The sequence below is a fragment of the Phragmitibacter flavus genome (assembly GCF_005780165.1).
GTDB classification, from domain to species: Bacteria; Verrucomicrobiota; Verrucomicrobiia; order Verrucomicrobiales; family Verrucomicrobiaceae; genus Phragmitibacter; species Phragmitibacter flavus.
In genome coordinates this window covers 30,989-48,679 of record NZ_VAUV01000028.1, presented here as the reverse complement: position 1 = coordinate 48,679, position 17,691 = coordinate 30,989, and the positions used below count along the sequence as shown (strand labels likewise).

Below are 17,691 nucleotides of genomic sequence, written 5' to 3'. Positions count from 1 at the left end.
ACTGGCCTGCCGGTGTTGATGAGTTCAACGGCCTGTGCTTTAAATTCGGCGGTGTATCGTTTGCGTGGCTTCGATGTCATTTGGATGGTATTCTGGAGTGGATGGTCCAGAAATCTAGCTCACCTCAGCCATATTGGAACCCGCCGGATAATGAGTGGGAGACAGGTGGGTAGGCTTGGAAGCAATTTAAAAAAAGGGACTGGGGCGAGGATCGATGCTGCATCAAGTCAGAATGCCAAAGTGGCATTCGTTTTCACGGTCCCGTCCCATGATTTCGGAAGAAAAAATCTACAAATTTAGAAGTGCAGCATGCAGTGCAATCGAAGCCGCGCAAACAGGCTTTTTTGTGTGCGGATTTTCGCGTCGTAGTTCAACACGACTACAAAATAAAAAACCCTGTAACTCACTAAGTTACAGGGTATGAAATTGGTTGCGGAGGCAGGATTTGAACCTGCGGCCTTCAGGTTATGAGCCTGAGTTGCATGGTTGATTTAACGGTGGTAGAAAAGTAGGAGTAACACTAGGGGTGCAATACATGCTTGAAATATGCGCTCGGATGCCCTATTAGGCAGGCATGGGTAGACACAAGCAACGCACTCGGACCACCGCCCCAAAGACCTCCTCCAATGGCATCACCATTCAGGAGATTCAGCGGTTCTCAGGTGATGGCTCCTCATACCTCACCTACCGCGTTCAGGGCTGGAGACAGGATGGCAAGTGGAAGCGTCGACAGTTCAAAAAACGCCGTGATGCCGAAACTTTTGCAGCTTCCAAACGGGTAGAGATGGAGAACAAGGGGACTGCTCAGATGCTGGTTCTTTCGCCACTCACAGAAGAACAGCACCGACAAGCCGCGAATGCATTCGAACGCCTCGCTGGCACCTACACCCTTGAACAGGCTATCTCCTATTTCCTCGAAAACCACCGCCCACCAGAACACACCATTTCGTTGCGTGATGCTGTAGGCTTCTACCTTGATGATTGCGAGCGGTCAGGCATCCGCCCCCGCACGCTGTTTCAAAAGCGTAGTGTCCTCAATCAATTCACCAACGCCGTCGACAACGACAAAGTTCATTCGATTAGCCCGGCGAAAATTCAGGCGTTCCTGAAGTCGCTCCAAGCCAAAAATGGCGCTGGTCCTGCCACCCGCAAGACCTGGAACAATTACCGCAACGACCTGAATCACTTTTTTGCATGGGCGAGGGAGCCTGATCTTGCAAGCAATCGACCCTATACTTTCACGAACCCCGTCGAAAAGGTTAGAGTTTTCACCGCCAAGCAAGTTGCAGAACAACGTGAACCCATACCTGCGACAACCGCGCCGACGAGGGTTGTCCGCATCTTTTCAGCCCTCATGCGATGGAAAGGGGGGCGCATGGTTCGTCACTATGCATTACTCTATTTCGCCGGAATCCGCCCCGCCGAACTTGAGCGGATGGCTGGCCGCGAAGGGGAGCTTATTAACCTCAAGACTGGAGTGATCACCATCCCGGCTAGCGTTTCAAAAACTGGGGATCAACGTCAAGTCACTATTTCTCCAAGCCTTGTAGAATGGCTCAAAGTTTTCACTGGCGATGTGATGCCGCCGAATCAAGGCCGCGTTGGCAAGCTTGTAAGGAAGCATTTTGCCATCACCCATGATGAACCACGCCATTCATTCATTTCCTACCACGTCGCCAAAAATCGAAGCATAGGTGATGCCGCATTGCAGGCGGGGAACTCGGAAAGCATCGTCAAACAACACTATCTCAACACGCATACCCAAGCTGAGGGAGTGGAGTTTTTCGCCATTGTTCCTGATTTGCAAACCCGCCGCGCAATCATTAGCAAGCCACTCAGCAACGCAGATCAGCGCGTCTCCTACCTAAAAGCAGTTTGACCAGTTGGCGATTGTCCAGCTTGACAAATAGGCAGGTGCAGGCAGCCAACCCCGTGGCTATATGCCGCCCCCGTTTTCTGAGTTGAGCGAGTTTTCATTTGCCCGCCTTTCAGTGCCATCAGCCGCACTCCATGGTTGGGGCCTTATGGTAGACGAAAAACAAAAAAACAAAAACGACATCCTAAACGCCAACAATGAGCCTATTCTAGTTGGCATACAAACATGCCTGGAAATGGTCTTTCCAGATCGTGAGACGCGCCCAAGTTTTCGGACGTTCGCCGATTGGAAGCAACGGCGGTATTTTCCCAGTGTCAAAATTGGCAAGCGTGTTTTCCTTGAACCCGCAAAGGTTCGTGCGGCGCTGGAACGTCGGTTTGAGATTCAAGCAGTTGATGTCCGATAACGCAAACCGCCTACGACCAAAGAGGCGGATGCGGTATGACTCAAGGCCATACTATATCTGTCCTTTGGTCAAGGGAGATTTCACCATCTCACCCCACGAGTATCTATGAACAAATTCATGTTAGAACGCGCTGGCAATTACTTGGAAAAGTTGCCGCCCTCCCTTCAGGGGAGTAAAGGTAGCGACTCCCTTTTTGATGCCGCCTGCACACTCATCAAAGGCTTTGCATTTTCCCAAGAAGACGCTTTGCCGTTGCTGTTTCAGTGGAATCAAACCCATTGTGTCCCCCCCTGGAGCGAATCTGAACTTCGCCAGAAACTACGCAGTGCCGCTAACTCCACACGCCCGACTGGGTATTTGCTCCAATCCCAGCCTATTCAGTCACCCCGACCGATGGTTGCGGCCAACTTTGAAAACGATAGCGAGCGGAAGGCACGACTCCGCCACGGCTGGCCTGCATTTTTGACCTTGCAAAATTCTGCTGTTGAAGCCGTTGCCAGATTGCGCAATCTGCCAGCAGACAGTGTATGGCTGGCCCATAGAAGCGGCGTCCTTCGGGGGGCCAAGATAGACGGCCATTCCTGCTTCATCATTCATGAAGGAACCTTCGCTCAAGCCCGGCGCTTCGACGGTTTACCATTCACACTTGCAGACGGCAAGCAAGTCAAAGCCAAAAACCTTCCCGGTAGTGAGGGCGCGTTCATAGGCCAGAAATGGCTGGGCGGGCCAAGCGTGAAGGTTCTACTAGTAGAGGGAGCGATTGCCTTGCTGGAAGCACTCGCCGCTTATCTGATCGTATTGCCGCCTCATGGTTGGACAATCCTCGCGGCTACCTCCGCATCTTCCCGTTTCAGCCGAGCGCCCGGCCTGGTCAAACAACTCAACAACCGATCCGTGCGCATTGTTCCCGACTGCGATAAGGCGGGACTCGATGCCGCCGCATCTTGGATTACGGACCTTGAAAGCGCCGGTTGCAAGGTTGACATCCGCGCCTTGCCCTCATCCTGCAAAGACCTTGGCCCTCTGCTCGCCGATGCTTCCAGCCACGCCGCTACCCTTAACGCCCTTTTTGAATGACTACTTCACTTCCCGACATCACCAGCGAAATCCGCCAGCGTGCCAACAGTAGGGGAACACTTGCTACGATACAAACGGTTGCGACGGTCAATGCCCCACCTGATTTTTCCCCTGCCCTCGTCTCCGCGAAAGCCTTTCAGTTTTTACCGTTGCCTGAGCGTCTAAAGCTTTTGGGTGAGTGGATGCGGGAAGGTGATCTTGGCTTTTTGTTTGCGCCGCGAGGTGCAGGCAAAAGCTGGCTGGCCATGTTCATAGGCAACGCCATCGCCGAAAATTGTCAGCTTGGCGAATGGACTGCTGGCAACGCCGCCCGCCCTGTTTGTTACTTCGATGCAGAGATGAACTTGCCGGACCTCCAAGAACGGTTTTGCAAAATTGGTATCACTGGCGAAAGCTTCCACCTGCTATCCAACGAGTTGCTGTTTGATCACGAACTGCCGAGCGTGAACATTGCGGACCCTTCGCATCAAGCTGCACTTGGCAACTTGCTTCCTGATGGATCGTTTTTTGTGATCGACAACCTTTCCACCAGCCAAACTGGTATGAAGGAAAACGATAACGATGCGTTCGACGCTATTCGTGATTGGTTGCTCGCTTTGCGGCATCGTCACATTACGACGATGATTGTTCATCATGCCGGGCGAAATGGCGAGATGCGCGGCGCTTCCCGTCGTGAGGACATGGCGCATTGGATTATTAAACTGCAAGATGCCAGTGAAGACGGCGCAGCAAATAAATCGTTTGCTACAAGCTTCTCAAAATGCCGCAACTGTCGACCCAACGAAGCGCCTCCATTGAAATGGACGTTGTCGGATCAAGGGGACACCATAGCGGTCACATGCACCGTCCATAACGGCCCTGACGCCTTGTTGGGGCATATCCGTGAGGGGGTGGTCAGCGCCAGTGAGCTTGCAGAGTTGCTGGCTGTCTCCGCTGGCACCGTTAGCAAGTGGGCCAAAAAGCTGATGGACAGGGGACTGATTCAGAAAAGTGGAAGGGACTACAAAGCGATTGATTCCCCGTATGAATGAGCTTCGTTTCCATTTGTCCACGTTAGGAGGGGAACACGGAAACGAAACACACAGATGGAAACGAGCTTGGAAACGAGGTGGAAAGAAAGACGGATTTCTGGAAACGAAGGGACATTTTCAGAAATGGGGCGGAAACAGAAATATGCATTGGTGGAAACTAGACTGGATCAAAAATCTGGTTCTCGCATGCCGATGCAGTGCTAGGTATCCCCACCCCCAAAAAACTCAGAGAGAGAGAAATTTGACTTGGCGGCGCTCTTCAATCCGACAGACTTTGTGATTTGACCCCCTACCCCCCCGTGATCCATCATCGATCCCTTTAGCGGTGTTGGACGTGAGAAGCCATCAATATGGAGGCTAGCCAACAGCAAGCTGATTACTCAATGGTCTTGCCCTTTGCACGATACCAAAATTCCCACTGAGGCTTCACCACAAGATCGCCCTTGTAGATTTCCATTTTCCTCTCGTTGTGATCAAGAAAGTCTTGCGCTTGTTTTTGATAGCCTGCCTTGGTGTTTTCAATGCTGGCAAGCCCAAGTGTCGCCCCCGAAATATAGCCCTCTTTAGCGGCTCTCCCCACCGTAGGCGTCACCATCATTCGGTTTTCCTCAGGCTTGTCGAAAACCCGAATCTCAAAATCTGGCCCATGGTGTTTTTGCACCTTCACACCTCGATAATTTTGGACGGCATACTTGAACCCGCCGCATGATGTGAGTGGCAGGCAGGCGAGTAGGATTAGCAGCAATTTAAACATAAGGGATTGGAGCAAGTATCGACGCTGTATCAAGTCCGGAAGTCGAAATGTCATATACTATGGAGGTCCCCACTGAAGGATTTCGCAGACCCTATAAATCTAGGAGTGTGAGAAGGAGTGCAATAGAAGCCGCATAAACCTGCTTTTTCATGCTGTTTTTCGCGTTTCTAATTAACACGATCATTAAATAAAAAACCCTGTAATTCATTGAGTTACAGGGTGTGAAATTGGTTGCGGAGGCAGGATTTGAACCTGCGGCCTTCAGGTTATGAGCCTGACGAGCTACCGGGCTGCTCCACCCCGCACTGAGATACTAGTGCATTGAATGGTGGTTGCAACTGATATCTTAACTTCTTTGTTCGAGGTGGTTCAGGCCGCGAGGAGGCGGATGATTTCGCAAGTGTCGGAGAGATTTTCGTGAACCTGCCAGGGGGTGTGGGCGTGAAGCGAAGTCGAATCGAAGATGCCGGTGGCGACGGCAAGGCAGCGGGCATTGAGGGCGGTGGCGCAGGCAATGTCTTTGGGGGTGTCGCCAATGATGATGATCTCATCGGGGGCGAATCGGCGTTGGGTGGCCAGTTCCATGCGGCTTAGAGCGATGGGGGCGAGATGATTGCGGATCTCGCCGTCGTCGCCAAATCCGCCATCAAGAAAGCGGGAGGCAATGCCGAAGCGCTCGAGTTTGATGGTGGCGCCACGGCGGATGTTGCCGGTGAGGAGTCCGGAGCTGAATCGGGTGTCGTTCTGGATGACGTCGAGCAGTTCCGTGACGCCGACATGGAGTCGACCATGAGGATTGCTCTGCAAGCGGAGTTCCAAGGCCTTGAGATAGACCTCCCAGAACGCGGTGATCTTCGCAAGCGTGAGTTCGCGCCGGGCGTCGCTGAACAACTGTCGGATCACGGCTCCGTCGGTGGCACCCGCAAGGTCGAGTGGGGGAAGATCTTCGCGGGAGACCTCAAGAATCTCTTCGGCGGCGTCGAGAAGGGCACCAGCTCCGGCACCTCCGCTGTCGAGCAGGGTGCCGTCGATGTCGAACAGCAGAAGTCGTTGCTTCATGGTAGTTCGACTGGATTGGCGAGGGTTTTATTTGAGCCTCACCTTAGGCGGCGTTTTCACCTTCAACGACCGCTGAAGGAGCCTCAGCTTCCTGGTGGGGAGCTTCGTGGGCTTCGTCGTGATGCTCGTGTTCGTTGTCTTCTTCCTCGGGGTTGATGAACTTGCCGTGTCTGAAGTTGGCGAGTTTGCGAACGCGCTGACGCTCAGGTAGGGGAGTGAGCTGCATGTTGATGTTACGACCGGCCATTTTAGGGTCCTGGTCAACATTGCCCATGGTGCTCAAGTCATCCCGAATGCGTTTGGCGAGTTCAAAACCAATTTCTTGGTGAGCCATTTGACGGCCTTTGAACTGCAGCTGGATACGCACCTTGTTACCGTCGCCAAGGAAGTCTTCGGCGTGAGCAAGTTTGATGAGGTAATCGTGAGGATCGATACCCACGCGAAATTTGAGCTCCTTGAGCTTGCCGCCTTTCGAGGCTTTGGCTGCTTCCTTCTTCTTCTTTTCCTGCTCGTATTTGAATTTGCCGTAGTCGACAATCTTGCAAACGGGAGGGTCGGCGGCGGCAGAGATCTCCACCAGATCAAGTCCACGTTCTTTGGCCATGCGCAGGGCCTGTCCGGTCGGTAAAACGCCAATTTGTGCTCCGCTCACACCGTCGATGACGCGCACTTTGGGTGCACGGATACGGTCGTTGACACGGGTTTGATCTGCATAGCGGCCTCCTCGGAAGCCTGGTTTGGGACGATTGAAGCTAGGGTTAATGACGCACCTCCGGTGGATTAAGTTGATGTTTGAGTTTGAAGATAGGATACCCGTAAGGGGCTCCAAATATTTCACATTTTGTCATGGGTCGCCGCATAAAAGGCTTAACGACCACGGTCGTCCACCAAGGGCACGCCTGCTGACAGACATGAGAGGGGGAGACGGGATGAACTTGACAACATGCTTAAAAAACCTCGATCTGGCAAGGCATGAAACCTCCTGCCGCAGACCACTGCCAGAATCACCCATTAACTACCGATGTGCAACCTAAAAAATGGTTGCGGTTTTTGTCGGCATCCGGGTTTGGGTGTCGTATGTAGTGATGTCCGTTTTTTAACTTCATGAACACCAATCCTGTTTCGAAATCGCACAGTGTCACGATCGGGTATTTGCTTTGGATTTTCGGATTCACGGGTGCACACCGATTCTATTTTGGCAAACCGGTGACGGGGGTGATCTGGTTTCTGACTTTGGGATTGCTGGGGGTTGGGTGGCTCATTGATGTGTTTTTGATTCCGGGGATGGATCGCAAAGCGGATGCGAAGTTTGCGACGGGGCCGGTGGACTACTCGGTGGCGTGGATTTTGCAGACCTTTCTGGGGGTATTTGGGGTGCACCGCTTTTACATGGGCAAGTGGGGAACAGGATTGATCTGGCTCCTGACTGGCGGTGTGTTTTTGATTGGCTGGCTGGTGGATTTCTGCACGCTGAACCAGCAGGTGGATGAGCGCAATCGCGGTGAGTCGCGGATGCGTTTGCAGTGAGGGATCACCATCGCCGGCGGCGTTGCAGGGCCAGCGGAATGAGGGCGGCAAAGAAGAGCAGGGCGCGACCTGGCTCTGGGACGACGTAGACGATGCCGTGGCCGATGAACTGGTCGGTGGCGAAGAACCAGCCGTTGTCCAAGGTGGGAAGGATGAGGTCGGCAGTGGTGAAAGAGCCGAGGCTGTTGATGTTGAAGTTGGGGCTGTTCCAGTCGAGCAGGTTAAAGACGTCGCCGAACTGTGGGGTGTAGCCGCTGAGAAGTTCGACCTCAAGGATGGACCCTGCTTCGAGACCGAGGGTGCCGTTGATGTCGATGCTGTCATAGAGGCTGTCGGCGGTGGCGGTGCTGAAAGCGGTGACAGTCGAGGCGATGGTCGGGGTGTTGGTATGACTGTTGGTGCCGCCGAGTTGAAAAATGGCGCGCGGGGTGGTGGCGCTGGCGGTGGCGAGCAGGTTCAGATTGCCGTTGACCGTAAGGGTGCCGGTGAGGTCGCCTGCATCGGTTATGCTGGCAAGGGAGGGATTGGTGGTGGCGCCGGGTTTGAGAAGGCTGGTGCCGTTGACGATCAGGTTGCCAGAGATGGTTCCGCCACCGGTGATGACTTGCTTGGAATAGGTCTGGGTGGTGGCGACGCTGAGGGTGGCTCCGGTGTTGATCTGAATCCATGCGGAATCGTTGATGGAGCCGGTGGCGCTGAGGGCGAGGGTGCCGCCGGAGACTGTGGTTTTGCCGGTGTAGGTGTTGGCGGCGGCGAGGGTTTGGGTGCCAGCGCCGGATTTGGTGAGGTTGAGCTGGCCGAGGCTGCCGCCTCCCTGGAGGATGCCGTTGTAGGTCTGGCCGCCTGCGGTGATTTCGAGGGTGCCGTCCTGGGTGGTGTTGGTGTTGCGCACGAAACTTCCGCCAGTGCTCGAGCCCGAACCGCTGCGGAGCAATCCTGCAACGGATTGTTGATAGCCGTTGAGATCGAAGATGGCGTCTTCGACCGCGGCGCCAGAGTCGACATTGAGCAAGGTGCCGGTGGGGAGTCGGTTGTTGCCTGCATCGAGCTTCACGATCCCGCGCAGGATCTGAGTCTGGCCGGTGTAGGTGCTGACACCAGAAAGGGTATGGGTGCCGTTGCCAGCGATGACGAGGGTGTTGATGGTGCCGTTTTGGATGGATCCGCTGATTTTGAGGTGGCTGGCGGTGTTGGCGGAACCGATGCGGGCTTCGGTATTGAGGATGATGTTGCCTGCCCATTCGGCGGTGGCGTTGGCGGCGGCTTGCAGCGAACCAAAGAAGTCGCCGCCGTTGCCGGAGAGATTGAGGGTTTCGCCGGTGATGATGACGCCATCGCCGAGCAGGAGCCTGGCTCCACTGGCGACGCTGGTTCCTCCGGTGCTGCTGCCGAGGGCCTGATTGGAAGCGGCGATGACGATGCCGGTGTTGATGCTGGTGGTGCCGTCGTAGGTGCTGTTGCCGGCGAGACGCAGGAGGCCGGTTCCGGCTTTGATGATTCCGCCATTGGTGATGGCGGCGGTGATGTTGAGATCGTTGGTGGCGCTTCCGTCGGCAATGGTGAAAGTGCGGGTGGCGCCGCCAAGGTCGACGTAGCCGCGGACCGGATTCAGGTTGGCGGTATTGTCGAGGATTTGGGCGCCGTTGGCGCTGGCGATGGTGGTGAGGTTGCCTTGCAGGAGGAGTCGGCCACCAGCGACATCCCCGGCGTTCAGAAAGATGCTGTAGTTCTCAAGGGTGAGTCCTCCTTCGCGGACGGTGAGGGTGTGGCTTCCAGCGGCGGAGTTGCCGCGGATGTAGAGATCGGTGTTGATGTTGGTGTTTTTGAGGCTGACCGAATGGGCGCTGAGGGTGGTGGGACCGGCGGGGACGACCGGTTCAAAAGTGCCAATGGTGGCGCGGTTTTCGATGAGCAGGTCGCCGTCGATGATGCTGGTGTTGGGTCCGTAAAAGTGGAGGGCACCATTGCCAAGTTTGGTGAAGTTGAGATTGCCGGTGAGGGTGCCGTAGAATTCGCCGTCGCCGGTTTGATTGGTGATCAAGGTGGATCGGGTGGCACTGGTGTTGGTGATCAGGGAGACGCTTTGGCGGTCGGCCGCACTGGCACCAGCGGCGAGGCGGGCGACGGTTTGTTGGGTGCCGTTGAGGTCGACGGTGGACTTGTCGTTGCCGGCGGAGTTGAGGATGAGGGCGGTGGTGGCTGGCAGGACGTTGTTGGCGCCCTGGAATCGGAGGGTGCCGCGGACGATGTTGATGCTGCCGGTGAAGTCGTGACCGTGGGCACCGGCGAGGACGGTGGTGCCGCCGCCGGTGGCTCCGGGGAGAGATCCGATTTCGAGGGTGCCATTGCCGCTGATTTTTCCGTCGATGACGAGGGTGCTGTCGGGTCCGTTGGCCCCGACGCGGGCAGTGCCGTTGAGGTTGACGTTGCCCGCCCAGGTGGAGGTGCCGGTGCCGGTGCCAGTCGATTGAAGGGCACCAGCGAAGTTGTTGCCGCCGGTGTAGCCGGAGCCGGTGAGGGTGATCGTCTCGCCGGTGACAGTGACGCCGTGTTGGAGGGCGATGGTGCCGCCGTTGGTGGCGGTGGTGGTGCCTGCGCCGAGTCCGAGGGCTCCGTTGTTTTGGACGAGGATGGTGCCATTGGAGACATTAATGTCGCCGGTGAAGGTGTTGGCGTTGGCGAGTTCGAGGGTGTTGGTGCCGGTTTTTTGGAGGCCGCTGCCGGGGATGGTTTCGCCGATGCTGCCGTTGATGACGATGCGTCCGGTGCCGGTGAAGAGGGTGGCGGGGGTGTCGAGGGTGAGGTTGCTGTCGATGGTGAGGGTGCCGCTGCTGGTGTTGTTGATGCCGGTGGCGGTGGTGAGGTTGAGGGGACTGGCTCCGCTGATGGTGGTGGTGGCGCTGCCGGTTTGAGTGAGGGAGCGGGCGGTGATTGCTTCGGTGAGGGTGACGATGCTGGTGCCGGTCGTGAAGTTGGCGTCGTCGTCGCTGGTCCAGGCGATGCGGGGGTCGGTGCCGTCGGCGAGGGGATTCCAGGCGGTGTCGGTGTTGTTCCAGTTGGCATTGCCTCCTTGAATTCCGGTGCCTTCTGCCGTGTCCCAGTAGAGGGTGGCGGCGGGGGCGGGAGAGTTCAGGAGGAGGCAGAGGCTAAAGATGAACGTATGGAAACGGTTCATTTGAGCATGTTAAGGGAGAGCGAGGGGTTGGCTCAACCTTTTTTTGCGGAGTAGGAGAAATGGTCCTTAAGGTGAAGTGCAACTCTGCAGTTCGTTTAATATTATTTGGGAAGGTGAGGGACGAGGATGTCGGGGGATTGGGCGCGGGGGCGGTGACGGCGAACGGCTTGTTTGGCGAAATATTCCTGGGACCGAAAGGCTTTGGTTTTCGCGGGCGGTTTGATGAGGGTGTAGGTGCCGTCCTTGTTGAGTTCGCGGGCCTGGGTGTTGTCGTTGAACTGGGTTTTGAGGATGGTGTGCAGCGTTTCCTTGGCTTCGGGATCTTCGATGGGGGTAAGAAGCTCGACGCGTTTGCTGAGGTTGCGGTTCATGAAGTCGGCGCTGGCGATGAGGACCACGGGATGGCTGCCTTGGCTGAACCAAAAGATGCGGGCGTGTTCGAGGTAGCGGTCGATGATGCTGATGACGCGGATGTTTTCGCTGAGGCCTTTGACGCCGGGACGCAGACAGCAGATGCCACGGACGCTGAGGAGGATCTTGACGCCGGCTTTGCTGGCGGCGTAGAGGGCGTCGATCATCTGGGGATCTTCAAGGGAATTCATCTTCAGCATCATGCTGGCCGTTTCGCCGTGGCGGGCGCGTTCGGCTTCGCTTTCGATGAGTTCGACAAGACGTTCGCGCAGGCCGAAGGGGGCCATGCTGATCTTGTTGAAGTGGACGAAGCGAGACCGGCCAGTGACGGTGTTGAAGAAGGCGGAGGCATCGGCACCGTATTGAGGGCGGCAGGTGAGGTAGGAGATGTCGGTGTAGAGTTTGGACGTGGCCTCGTTGTAGTTGCCGGTGCCGAAGTGGCAATAGCGCATCATACGGCCGGCTTCGCGACGCATGATGAGGGTGATTTTGGCGTGGGTTTTGAGTCCACGAACGCCGTAGATGATCTGGGCTCCGGCGTTGAGAAGGTCTTCGGCGCGTTCAAGGTTGCGGGCTTCGTCGAAGCGGGCGCGTAGTTCGACGAGAACGGTGACGTGTTTGCCGGCCTGGGCTGCCTTGACGAGGGCGCTGATGATGCGGCTGTTTTTGGCGGTGCGGTAGAGGATTTGTTTGATGGCGATCACGTTGGGATCGGCGGCAGCCTGTTCGAGAAGCTGCATGACCGGCTCGAACGATTCGTAGGGATGGTGAAGGAGCAGGTCGCCTCCGCGGATGGTGTCAAAAATAGTGGTTTCGTGGGAATCGTGGATGATCTCGGCGGTGGGCCAGGTTTCGGTTTTGAGTTTTTCGAATCCAGAGATGCCAGCGATGGAGAAGTAGGCGCGGAGGTCGAGCTCGCCGGGGATGAGATAGGTGTGGGCGGGGGTGGTCTGGCAGAGCTGCTGGATGGCTTTGACGAGGGAGGGCGTGACGTCGGTTTCCTGTTCGATTTCGAGTCGGATGGTGCCGCTGGTTTTGCGGGCGTCGAGGATGTCTTCCATCTCGGCGGCGATGTCGAGGGCGCTTTGGTCGTCGAGGGTGATGTCGGAGTTGCGGCTGATGCGGAAGCGGGCGGTCCCGACGACGCGTTCTTTGGGGAAGTAGGTGTGGAGGTAGAGTTCGACGACGTCTTCGATGTTGATGTAGGCGTGGGTGCCGGATTCGGTGGAAGGCAGGGCGATGTGCCTTGGGAGGCTGGTGGGGAGGATGAAGATGGCGCGTCGGATGAGGGGTTTTTTATCGACGGTTTGGCTGTGGATTTCGCTCATCAGGATGAGCAGAAGGGCGGGCAGGACGATGGGTGGCTCGTCGGGTTCGATGGCGATGGGCGAGAGGACGGGGGAGATTTGTTCGTTGAAGTAATCTTGCAGGTAGGTGCGCTGGGCGGGAGTAAGTTCGTTGGGAAGGACGCGATGGATGCCGTTGTTGCGCAGGGCAGGGAGGAGGTCCTGATTGAGCAGGGTGTATTGTTTGTCGATGAACTGGAGCGTGCGCTCGCGGATGGCGGTGAGTTGCTGGCTGGGGGTTAAGCCGGAGGTGTCTTTGACGCGTTTGCCGGTGTCTTTGAGAAACTGCAGGCCGCCGACGCGGACCATGTAAAATTCGTCAAGGTTGGCGGCGGTGATGGCGAGGAATTTGACGCGTTCGAGGACGGGCAGTGTTTCGCGGGTGGCTTCTTCGAGGACGCGTTCGTTGAAGGAGAGCCAGCTGAGTTCGCGGTTGATGTAGTTTTCGGGAGACATGGGGAAAGTGAAAAGGGAAAAGAGAAAAGTGAAAAGTGGGTTAGGCTTAGGCGTTTCTCAGGAGGGGTTCGTAGCCGTAGACTTCGTGGAAGAGGTCACACTTGGAGTTGATGGCGAGTTGCTCGACGGTGGTGTCCTCGACGTCGGTGGTGTCGATGTAGAGGGTGTCGCGTTCGCGGGAGAACTTGACGTTTTTGATGCGCTGGGAGTGACTGCGGTCAAGGCAGTCGGCGACGCGCAGGATGGCGGCAAGCTTGAAGACAATGAGGCGTTCGTCGCGGGTGAGGTCGGCGTAGTGGGGGTGATTGGCGTCGGGGTTATAACGACGGTGGTAGCGGGCGAGGAGGGCGATGATGGTGCGGTCGCTGGCGCTGAGGCCGAAGATTTCGGTGTGGAGGATGAGATAGAGCGAGTGTTTGTGGTGTTCGCGGGCGCTGACAAACATGCCGATCTCATGCAGGATGGCGGCGATGCGGAGGAGGAGTTCGTGTTTGGAGTTGAGGCCGTGAAGGTCCTGCAACTGGGCGAAGAGTTCCTGCGAGAATTTGGCGACGTGTTCACCGTGCTTGCGGTCGGTGTGGAATTTTTTACCGACTTCGCGGGCAGCTTGGAGAATCTCCTCCTGGAAGGTTTTGGTCTGGGTGCGGGAGTCGAGGAGGTTGTGGATAAGGTCGCTGTGGAAGTCACCTTCGGGAACGACGAGGACTTTGTCGTTGAAGCGTCGGGCGAGGGCGAGGTTGGTCTGGAGGGCGGCGACGAGGCCTTCAGAACCGGTGTAGTTAAGGTGGAGTCGGCGCACCATTTCGTCGGCTGACATGAGCGCGAGTTTCTCGGTGAATTTCTCGAGCTGTTTGAGGGTGATGAAGGAGGCACCCTGGACCGGAGGGGAGATGTGGGCAGCGACGGACTGGATCTCGGCTCCGACGGCAACGTGGTAGTCGATTTCGGCTTTGGAGTAGTCGGTGGCGAGGTGGTCGACGACGCCGCGGATTTGTTCTTCGATGTAGGCGAGTTGTTGGACGGAGCTGGTGTCGGCGACGGCTTCGGTGGTGCGGAAGATGCCGAGCCGGTAGCTGCTGTAGGTGGCGATGCGGCCTTTGTGGAAGTAGAGGGCGCGGGTGTTGCCGGGGCCGATGTGCGAGATGAGGGTGTTGGCGTTGGCGATTTCGGGATTGGACTTAAGGAGGCGAAGGGTGGTTTGGTAGATGAGATGGGTCATGTCGCCGTCATCAATGATGCGAACGACAAAACCGCTGGCGATCTGCATGCGGTTGAGGAAGATTTCGTGGTTGCTGGCTTCGGCGAGGATGTTGGTGGTGAAGCAGCGAACGGAAGTGGTGGGGACAGTGTATTCGGCGAGGGAGAGTTGGAAGTCGTGAAGAATGGCGGCGGCCTGTTCGATGACGGGTCGGGTGATGACGCCGGAGCGGAAGATGTCGCGCGCGAGAGGAAGGGGACGTTCGAGGTGGTCGAGGGTGGCGAATTGTCCCTCGTCGTTGAGTTCACCGATGAGCAGGGTGATGGAGGTGGCACCGATATGGATCAGGGCGAGTGATTCGGGCTTTGATGGGTCGGTGGACACGTTGAAAGAATAAGGGATGAGGGATGAAGGCGAAAAGTCGGAGGTCGGAAGTGGGAGGTCAGAAGTGGGGAGTTGCTAATTCCGATTTCCGACTTCGCACTTCCAACATTGATTACTGGCTTTTGCGGAGCCAGGCGACGGCACCGATGGCGACGGCGTTGCCGCCGAGTTGGGCGACGGAAAATTTGATGCCTTTGAAGAGTTCGGGGACGGCGTAGCGTTCGGTGTATTGCTTGAGGCCGTCGAGATAGGTTTTGGGCATTTCTTCGACGAGTCCGCCGCCGAGGGTAATCTGATCAGGGGCGAAAAGGTTGATGACCATGGCGACGCCCATGCCGAGGTAATTGAGGGAGTTTTCGAGCACGGGGACGATGCCGGGTTCGGCGGCTTTGCAGGACGCAGTGAGGGCTTTGCTTTTCATCTCGCGCATGGAGGCTCCGGTTTTGGCGTCGAGGATGGGGGCGTTGCCGCGGATGCATTCGATGCCTCCAGCGGCGGCGAGGCCGAGTCGGCTGGTGAGGTCTTCGAACAGCACGGCTCCGGGGATGGCGGAATTGAGATGGGTGCCGGGGAGGTAGACCATGCCGAGTTCCATGCAGGAAGTGGCTTTGCCGTGGATGAGTTTGCCGTCGTAGACAAATCCTGCGCCGAGGCCGGTGCCGGGGAAGATGCCGAGCAAGGAGCGGGCACCTTTGCCGGCTCCGAGGGTGTATTCGCCGAAGGTGCCGGCGTCGACGTCGTTTAGGAGGATGACGGGTTTTTTGAGGACGCGCTGGAGGGAAGGGCCGAGGGTGATGTTGCGCCAGCCGAGATTGGGGGCGGTGATGAGGATGCCGCGTTGGGGATTGACGGTGCCGGGACAAGCGACGGCGGCACCCTGGAGGTTGGCAGGATTGACGCCAGCTTCGAGCATGGCGTCGGTCATGGTGGTGAGGATGCGTTTGATGCCTTTGGCGGCGCCTTGGGTGCCCTGGCTGGATTTGCGGGCGGTGCCGAGGACGTTGTAGTTTTCGTCAAGCACGCAGGCCATCATTTTGGTGCCGCCGAGATCGAATCCGATCCAGAATGGGGTGGCGCTGTGGTCGACCGGGGCACTTGGCAGCAAGACCTTTTTGATGACGGTCTTTTTGCTTTTCTTCTTGGAGGAAACCTTTTTGGCCATATGGCCTTTCTCACAGGCAGCGGGAGGGATGCAAGTGACAAATTAGACGGGGGATGATTTCATTCTTTACATTTGTGCAAGTAAGTGCTTACATGCGAAATGCTCACCACTAAAAAAAGTGATTCGCCTGCGGCTCGCGACAAGCTCTTGGCGGCGGCAATGAAGGTTTTTGCACGGGATGGGTTACACAGGGCGACGACGAGGGTGATTGCGGAGGAGGCGGGGGTGAATGAGGTGACGTTGTTCAGACATTTTACGAACAAGGAAGGGCTTTTGACGGCGGTGATGCAGCAGGTGGTGGAGGCGCATGCATCGGAAAATTTGGGCGAGGAGCGGGAATGGACGGGGGATTTGCGGCGCAATCTGCGTCGGTTTGCGGAAGGGTTTTACGAGAAGATGGAGCGGGATGAAGCGTTTATGCGGACGATGATTGGGGAGGGGCGGAGGCATGAGGAGCATGCGCAGAAGATTATTCGCGATGCGGTGAGGCCGGTGAGGGCGCGGTTCATTCATCATTTGGAGACGGCGCGCAAGGCGGGGCAGGTGCGTGATGGGGTGGACCTGGGGGTGGCGGCGGATGCGTTTACTTCGATGTTGTTTGGGGGGATGTTGCGGATCACGGGAAATTGTCACGAGGGCTATACGGCTTCGCAGTTTGTGGCGGTGTGTGTGGATGTTTTTGCGCATGGACTGGCACCGGTGGGAGAGGCTGATCTGAAATTTTAGAGGAGCGACATGATGATTATTATGAGACGTCTTGCTTGGTTGGGCATTGCCATGGTGTTGGTGAGCTGCGGAAAAAAGCCGGAGCCGGAGGTGGCATTGGTTGATGAGAAAGTGCAGGAGGTGGAAGTGAAAACGGCGGAGGTGGAGGAGAAGGAGATGCCGGTTTATATGCGGGTGATTGGGGAGTTGCGCAGTCGAGTGGATGCGAAGGTGGCGGCGGATGCTTCGGGCAAGGTGATGGTGGCGGAGGTGGAACGTGGGGCGGTGGTGAAGAAGGGGGATTTGCTGGTGAAACTGGATGATCGGGCGGGGAAGCTTTCGTTGCGTGAAGCAGAAGCGCAGGCGGCACAGGCCCGGGCGAGATTCAGTTTGGCGGAGGCGGAGTGGAAAAGGAACGAGCCGCTGGCGAAATCAAAGGCGATTGCCGATGCGGATTTTCAGAAGTTGAGTGCGGATTTGGAGTCGGCCAGGGCGGATGATGCGATGGCGGTGGCGAGAGTCGAGACGGCGGAGAAAAATTTGCAGGACCTGGAGATCCGCGCTCCGTTTGATGGCGTGGTGGCGGAGCGTCGGGTGAGCCCGGGTGAGTTTGTGCAGGCGAGCACGGAGGTGGCGCAGTTGGTGAGCGTGGGAAGTTTGCGATTGCTGTTGCAGGTGCCGGAAACGGCGGTGGGCGGGGTGCAGGTTGGGCAGTTGGTGACGTTTGAAGTTCCGGCTTTTGCGGGGCAGACGTTTTCAGGAAGAGTGGTTTATGTGGGGGCGGTGGTGCGTGATGTGACGCGGGATCTTTTGGTGGAGGCGGAGGTGCCGAATGAGGATGGAAGGTTGAGGCAAGGGATGTTTGCGGAAGGGCGATTGGCGATGGGCACGGCGAAGCGTTTGGCGGTGCCGTTGACGGCGGTGCGGCATGAGGCGGGGGCGACCAGGGTGATGGTGGTGGAGAAGGATCGGATTGAGGCGCGGATGGTGGATCTGGGTGAGGAACAGGATGGGTGGACGGAGGTGCGCGCTGGATTGGTGAAGGATGCGGTGGTGGTGGTCGATCCAAGTGCGGATGCGGTGGATGGGGCGAAGATCAAAATGGCGGCGGTGCAGTGAGTTGA

At 57.0% G+C, this 17,691-nt stretch carries 14 protein-coding genes and 1 tRNA gene; 7 read left to right on the top strand and 8 right to left on the bottom strand.

The genetic code is table 11. The annotated features are described in order from the left end of the window. Window positions 1-574 precede the first annotated feature (574 nt). The 4 genes from FEM03_RS23565 (at window position 575) to FEM03_RS23550 (ending at window position 4,390) form a co-directional block, all read left to right on the top strand. Entirely contained in the window at window positions 575-1,879 is a 1,305-nt protein-coding gene (locus FEM03_RS23565; RefSeq protein ID WP_138088810.1) for a tyrosine-type recombinase/integrase, read from the top strand. Window positions 1,880-1,940: 61 nt separating this feature from the next. Beyond that, a complete protein-coding gene (locus tag FEM03_RS23560; protein WP_138088808.1) occupies window positions 1,941-2,282 on the top strand; it encodes a hypothetical protein in 342 nt (113 codons plus the stop codon). A gap of 105 nt (window positions 2,283-2,387) precedes the next feature. Beyond that, on the top strand, window positions 2,388-3,359 hold the full coding sequence (locus tag FEM03_RS23555) for a toprim domain-containing protein (protein ID WP_206171125.1): 972 nt from the start codon (window positions 2,388-2,390) through the stop codon (window positions 3,357-3,359). Then, on the top strand, window positions 3,356-4,390 hold the full coding sequence (locus FEM03_RS23550; RefSeq protein ID WP_138088805.1) for an AAA family ATPase: 1,035 nt from the start codon (window positions 3,356-3,358) through the stop codon (window positions 4,388-4,390). Before FEM03_RS23555 ends, FEM03_RS23550 begins: the two co-directional genes overlap by 4 nt. Window positions 4,391-4,766: 376 nt before the next feature. Here the strand turns inward: FEM03_RS23550 and FEM03_RS23545 are convergent, their stop codons facing one another. From FEM03_RS23545 to infC, 4 genes are all read right to left on the bottom strand, one after another. Further along, window positions 4,767-5,144 (bottom strand): hypothetical protein, encoded by a 378-nt coding sequence (locus tag FEM03_RS23545; RefSeq protein ID WP_138088804.1) that lies wholly within the window; start codon window positions 5,142-5,144, stop codon window positions 4,767-4,769. Window positions 5,145-5,372: 228 nt separating this feature from the next. Next, a tRNA-Met gene (locus tag FEM03_RS23540) sits at window positions 5,373-5,449 on the bottom strand. A 64-nt stretch (window positions 5,450-5,513) separates the two neighbouring features. Next, entirely contained in the window at window positions 5,514-6,203 is a 690-nt protein-coding gene (locus FEM03_RS23535) for an HAD family hydrolase (RefSeq protein ID WP_138088802.1), read from the bottom strand. A gap of 43 nt (window positions 6,204-6,246) precedes the next feature. After that, on the bottom strand, window positions 6,247-7,041 hold the full coding sequence (gene infC / locus FEM03_RS23530) for a translation initiation factor IF-3 (protein WP_138088800.1): 795 nt from the start codon (window positions 7,039-7,041) through the stop codon (window positions 6,247-6,249). Between the two features lie 266 nt (window positions 7,042-7,307). Between infC and FEM03_RS23525 the strand changes: the two genes are divergently transcribed. Continuing rightward, on the top strand, window positions 7,308-7,730 hold the full coding sequence (locus tag FEM03_RS23525) for an NINE protein (RefSeq protein WP_138088798.1): 423 nt from the start codon (window positions 7,308-7,310) through the stop codon (window positions 7,728-7,730). 4 nt (window positions 7,731-7,734) lie between these two features. Here FEM03_RS23525 and FEM03_RS23520 read toward each other — a convergent pair whose 3' ends face one another. From FEM03_RS23520 to FEM03_RS23505, 4 genes are all read right to left on the bottom strand, one after another. After that, a complete protein-coding gene (locus FEM03_RS23520; RefSeq protein WP_138088797.1) occupies window positions 7,735-10,905 on the bottom strand; it encodes a beta strand repeat-containing protein in 3,171 nt (1,056 codons plus the stop codon). Between the two features lie 101 nt (window positions 10,906-11,006). Further along, window positions 11,007-13,118, bottom strand: coding sequence for a polyphosphate kinase 1 (gene ppk1, locus FEM03_RS23515; protein ID WP_138088796.1), 2,112 nt, complete (start codon window positions 13,116-13,118; stop codon window positions 11,007-11,009). A 46-nt stretch (window positions 13,119-13,164) separates the two neighbouring features. Beyond that, window positions 13,165-14,700, bottom strand: a complete 1,536-nt coding sequence (locus FEM03_RS23510) for a Ppx/GppA phosphatase family protein (protein ID WP_138088794.1) — start codon at window positions 14,698-14,700, stop codon at window positions 13,165-13,167. A gap of 112 nt (window positions 14,701-14,812) precedes the next feature. Further along, the gene (locus tag FEM03_RS23505) at window positions 14,813-15,862 is read right to left on the bottom strand and encodes an ROK family protein (protein WP_138088792.1); all 1,050 of its coding nucleotides are present in this window, start codon (window positions 15,860-15,862) and stop codon (window positions 14,813-14,815) included. Between the two features lie 99 nt (window positions 15,863-15,961). Between FEM03_RS23505 and FEM03_RS23500 the strand changes: the two genes are divergently transcribed. Then, window positions 15,962-16,588 carry a TetR/AcrR family transcriptional regulator gene (locus tag FEM03_RS23500; RefSeq protein WP_138088790.1) on the top strand — a complete coding sequence of 209 codons (627 nt, stop codon included), beginning with the start codon at window positions 15,962-15,964 and terminating at the stop codon, window positions 16,586-16,588. A gap of 21 nt (window positions 16,589-16,609) precedes the next feature. Further along, a complete protein-coding gene (locus FEM03_RS23495; protein WP_166443101.1) occupies window positions 16,610-17,686 on the top strand; it encodes an efflux RND transporter periplasmic adaptor subunit in 1,077 nt (358 codons plus the stop codon). The last annotated feature ends 5 nt before the right edge of the window (window positions 17,687-17,691 follow it).

Coding starts and splice junctions, on each gene's coding strand:
- FEM03_RS23495 (WP_166443101.1), top strand. CDS start 16,610: ATGAGACGTCTTGCTTGGTTGGGCATTGCCATGGTGTTGGTGAGCTGC.
- FEM03_RS23555 (WP_206171125.1), top strand. CDS start 2,388: ATGAACAAATTCATGTTAGAACGCGCTGGCAATTACTTGGAAAAGTTG.
- FEM03_RS23560 (WP_138088808.1), top strand. CDS start 1,941: ATGCCGCCCCCGTTTTCTGAGTTGAGCGAGTTTTCATTTGCCCGCCTT.
- ppk1 (WP_138088796.1), bottom strand. CDS start 13,118: ATGTCTCCCGAAAACTACATCAACCGCGAACTCAGCTGGCTCTCCTTC.
- FEM03_RS23500 (WP_138088790.1), top strand. CDS start 15,962: ATGCTCACCACTAAAAAAAGTGATTCGCCTGCGGCTCGCGACAAGCTC.
- FEM03_RS23545 (WP_138088804.1), bottom strand. CDS start 5,144: ATGTTTAAATTGCTGCTAATCCTACTCGCCTGCCTGCCACTCACATCA.
- FEM03_RS23550 (WP_138088805.1), top strand. CDS start 3,356: ATGACTACTTCACTTCCCGACATCACCAGCGAAATCCGCCAGCGTGCC.
- FEM03_RS23520 (WP_138088797.1), bottom strand. CDS start 10,905: ATGAACCGTTTCCATACGTTCATCTTTAGCCTCTGCCTCCTCCTGAAC.
- FEM03_RS23565 (WP_138088810.1), top strand. CDS start 575: ATGGGTAGACACAAGCAACGCACTCGGACCACCGCCCCAAAGACCTCC.
- FEM03_RS23505 (WP_138088792.1), bottom strand. CDS start 15,862: ATGGCCAAAAAGGTTTCCTCCAAGAAGAAAAGCAAAAAGACCGTCATC.
- FEM03_RS23525 (WP_138088798.1), top strand. CDS start 7,308: ATGAACACCAATCCTGTTTCGAAATCGCACAGTGTCACGATCGGGTAT.
- FEM03_RS23535 (WP_138088802.1), bottom strand. CDS start 6,203: ATGAAGCAACGACTTCTGCTGTTCGACATCGACGGCACCCTGCTCGAC.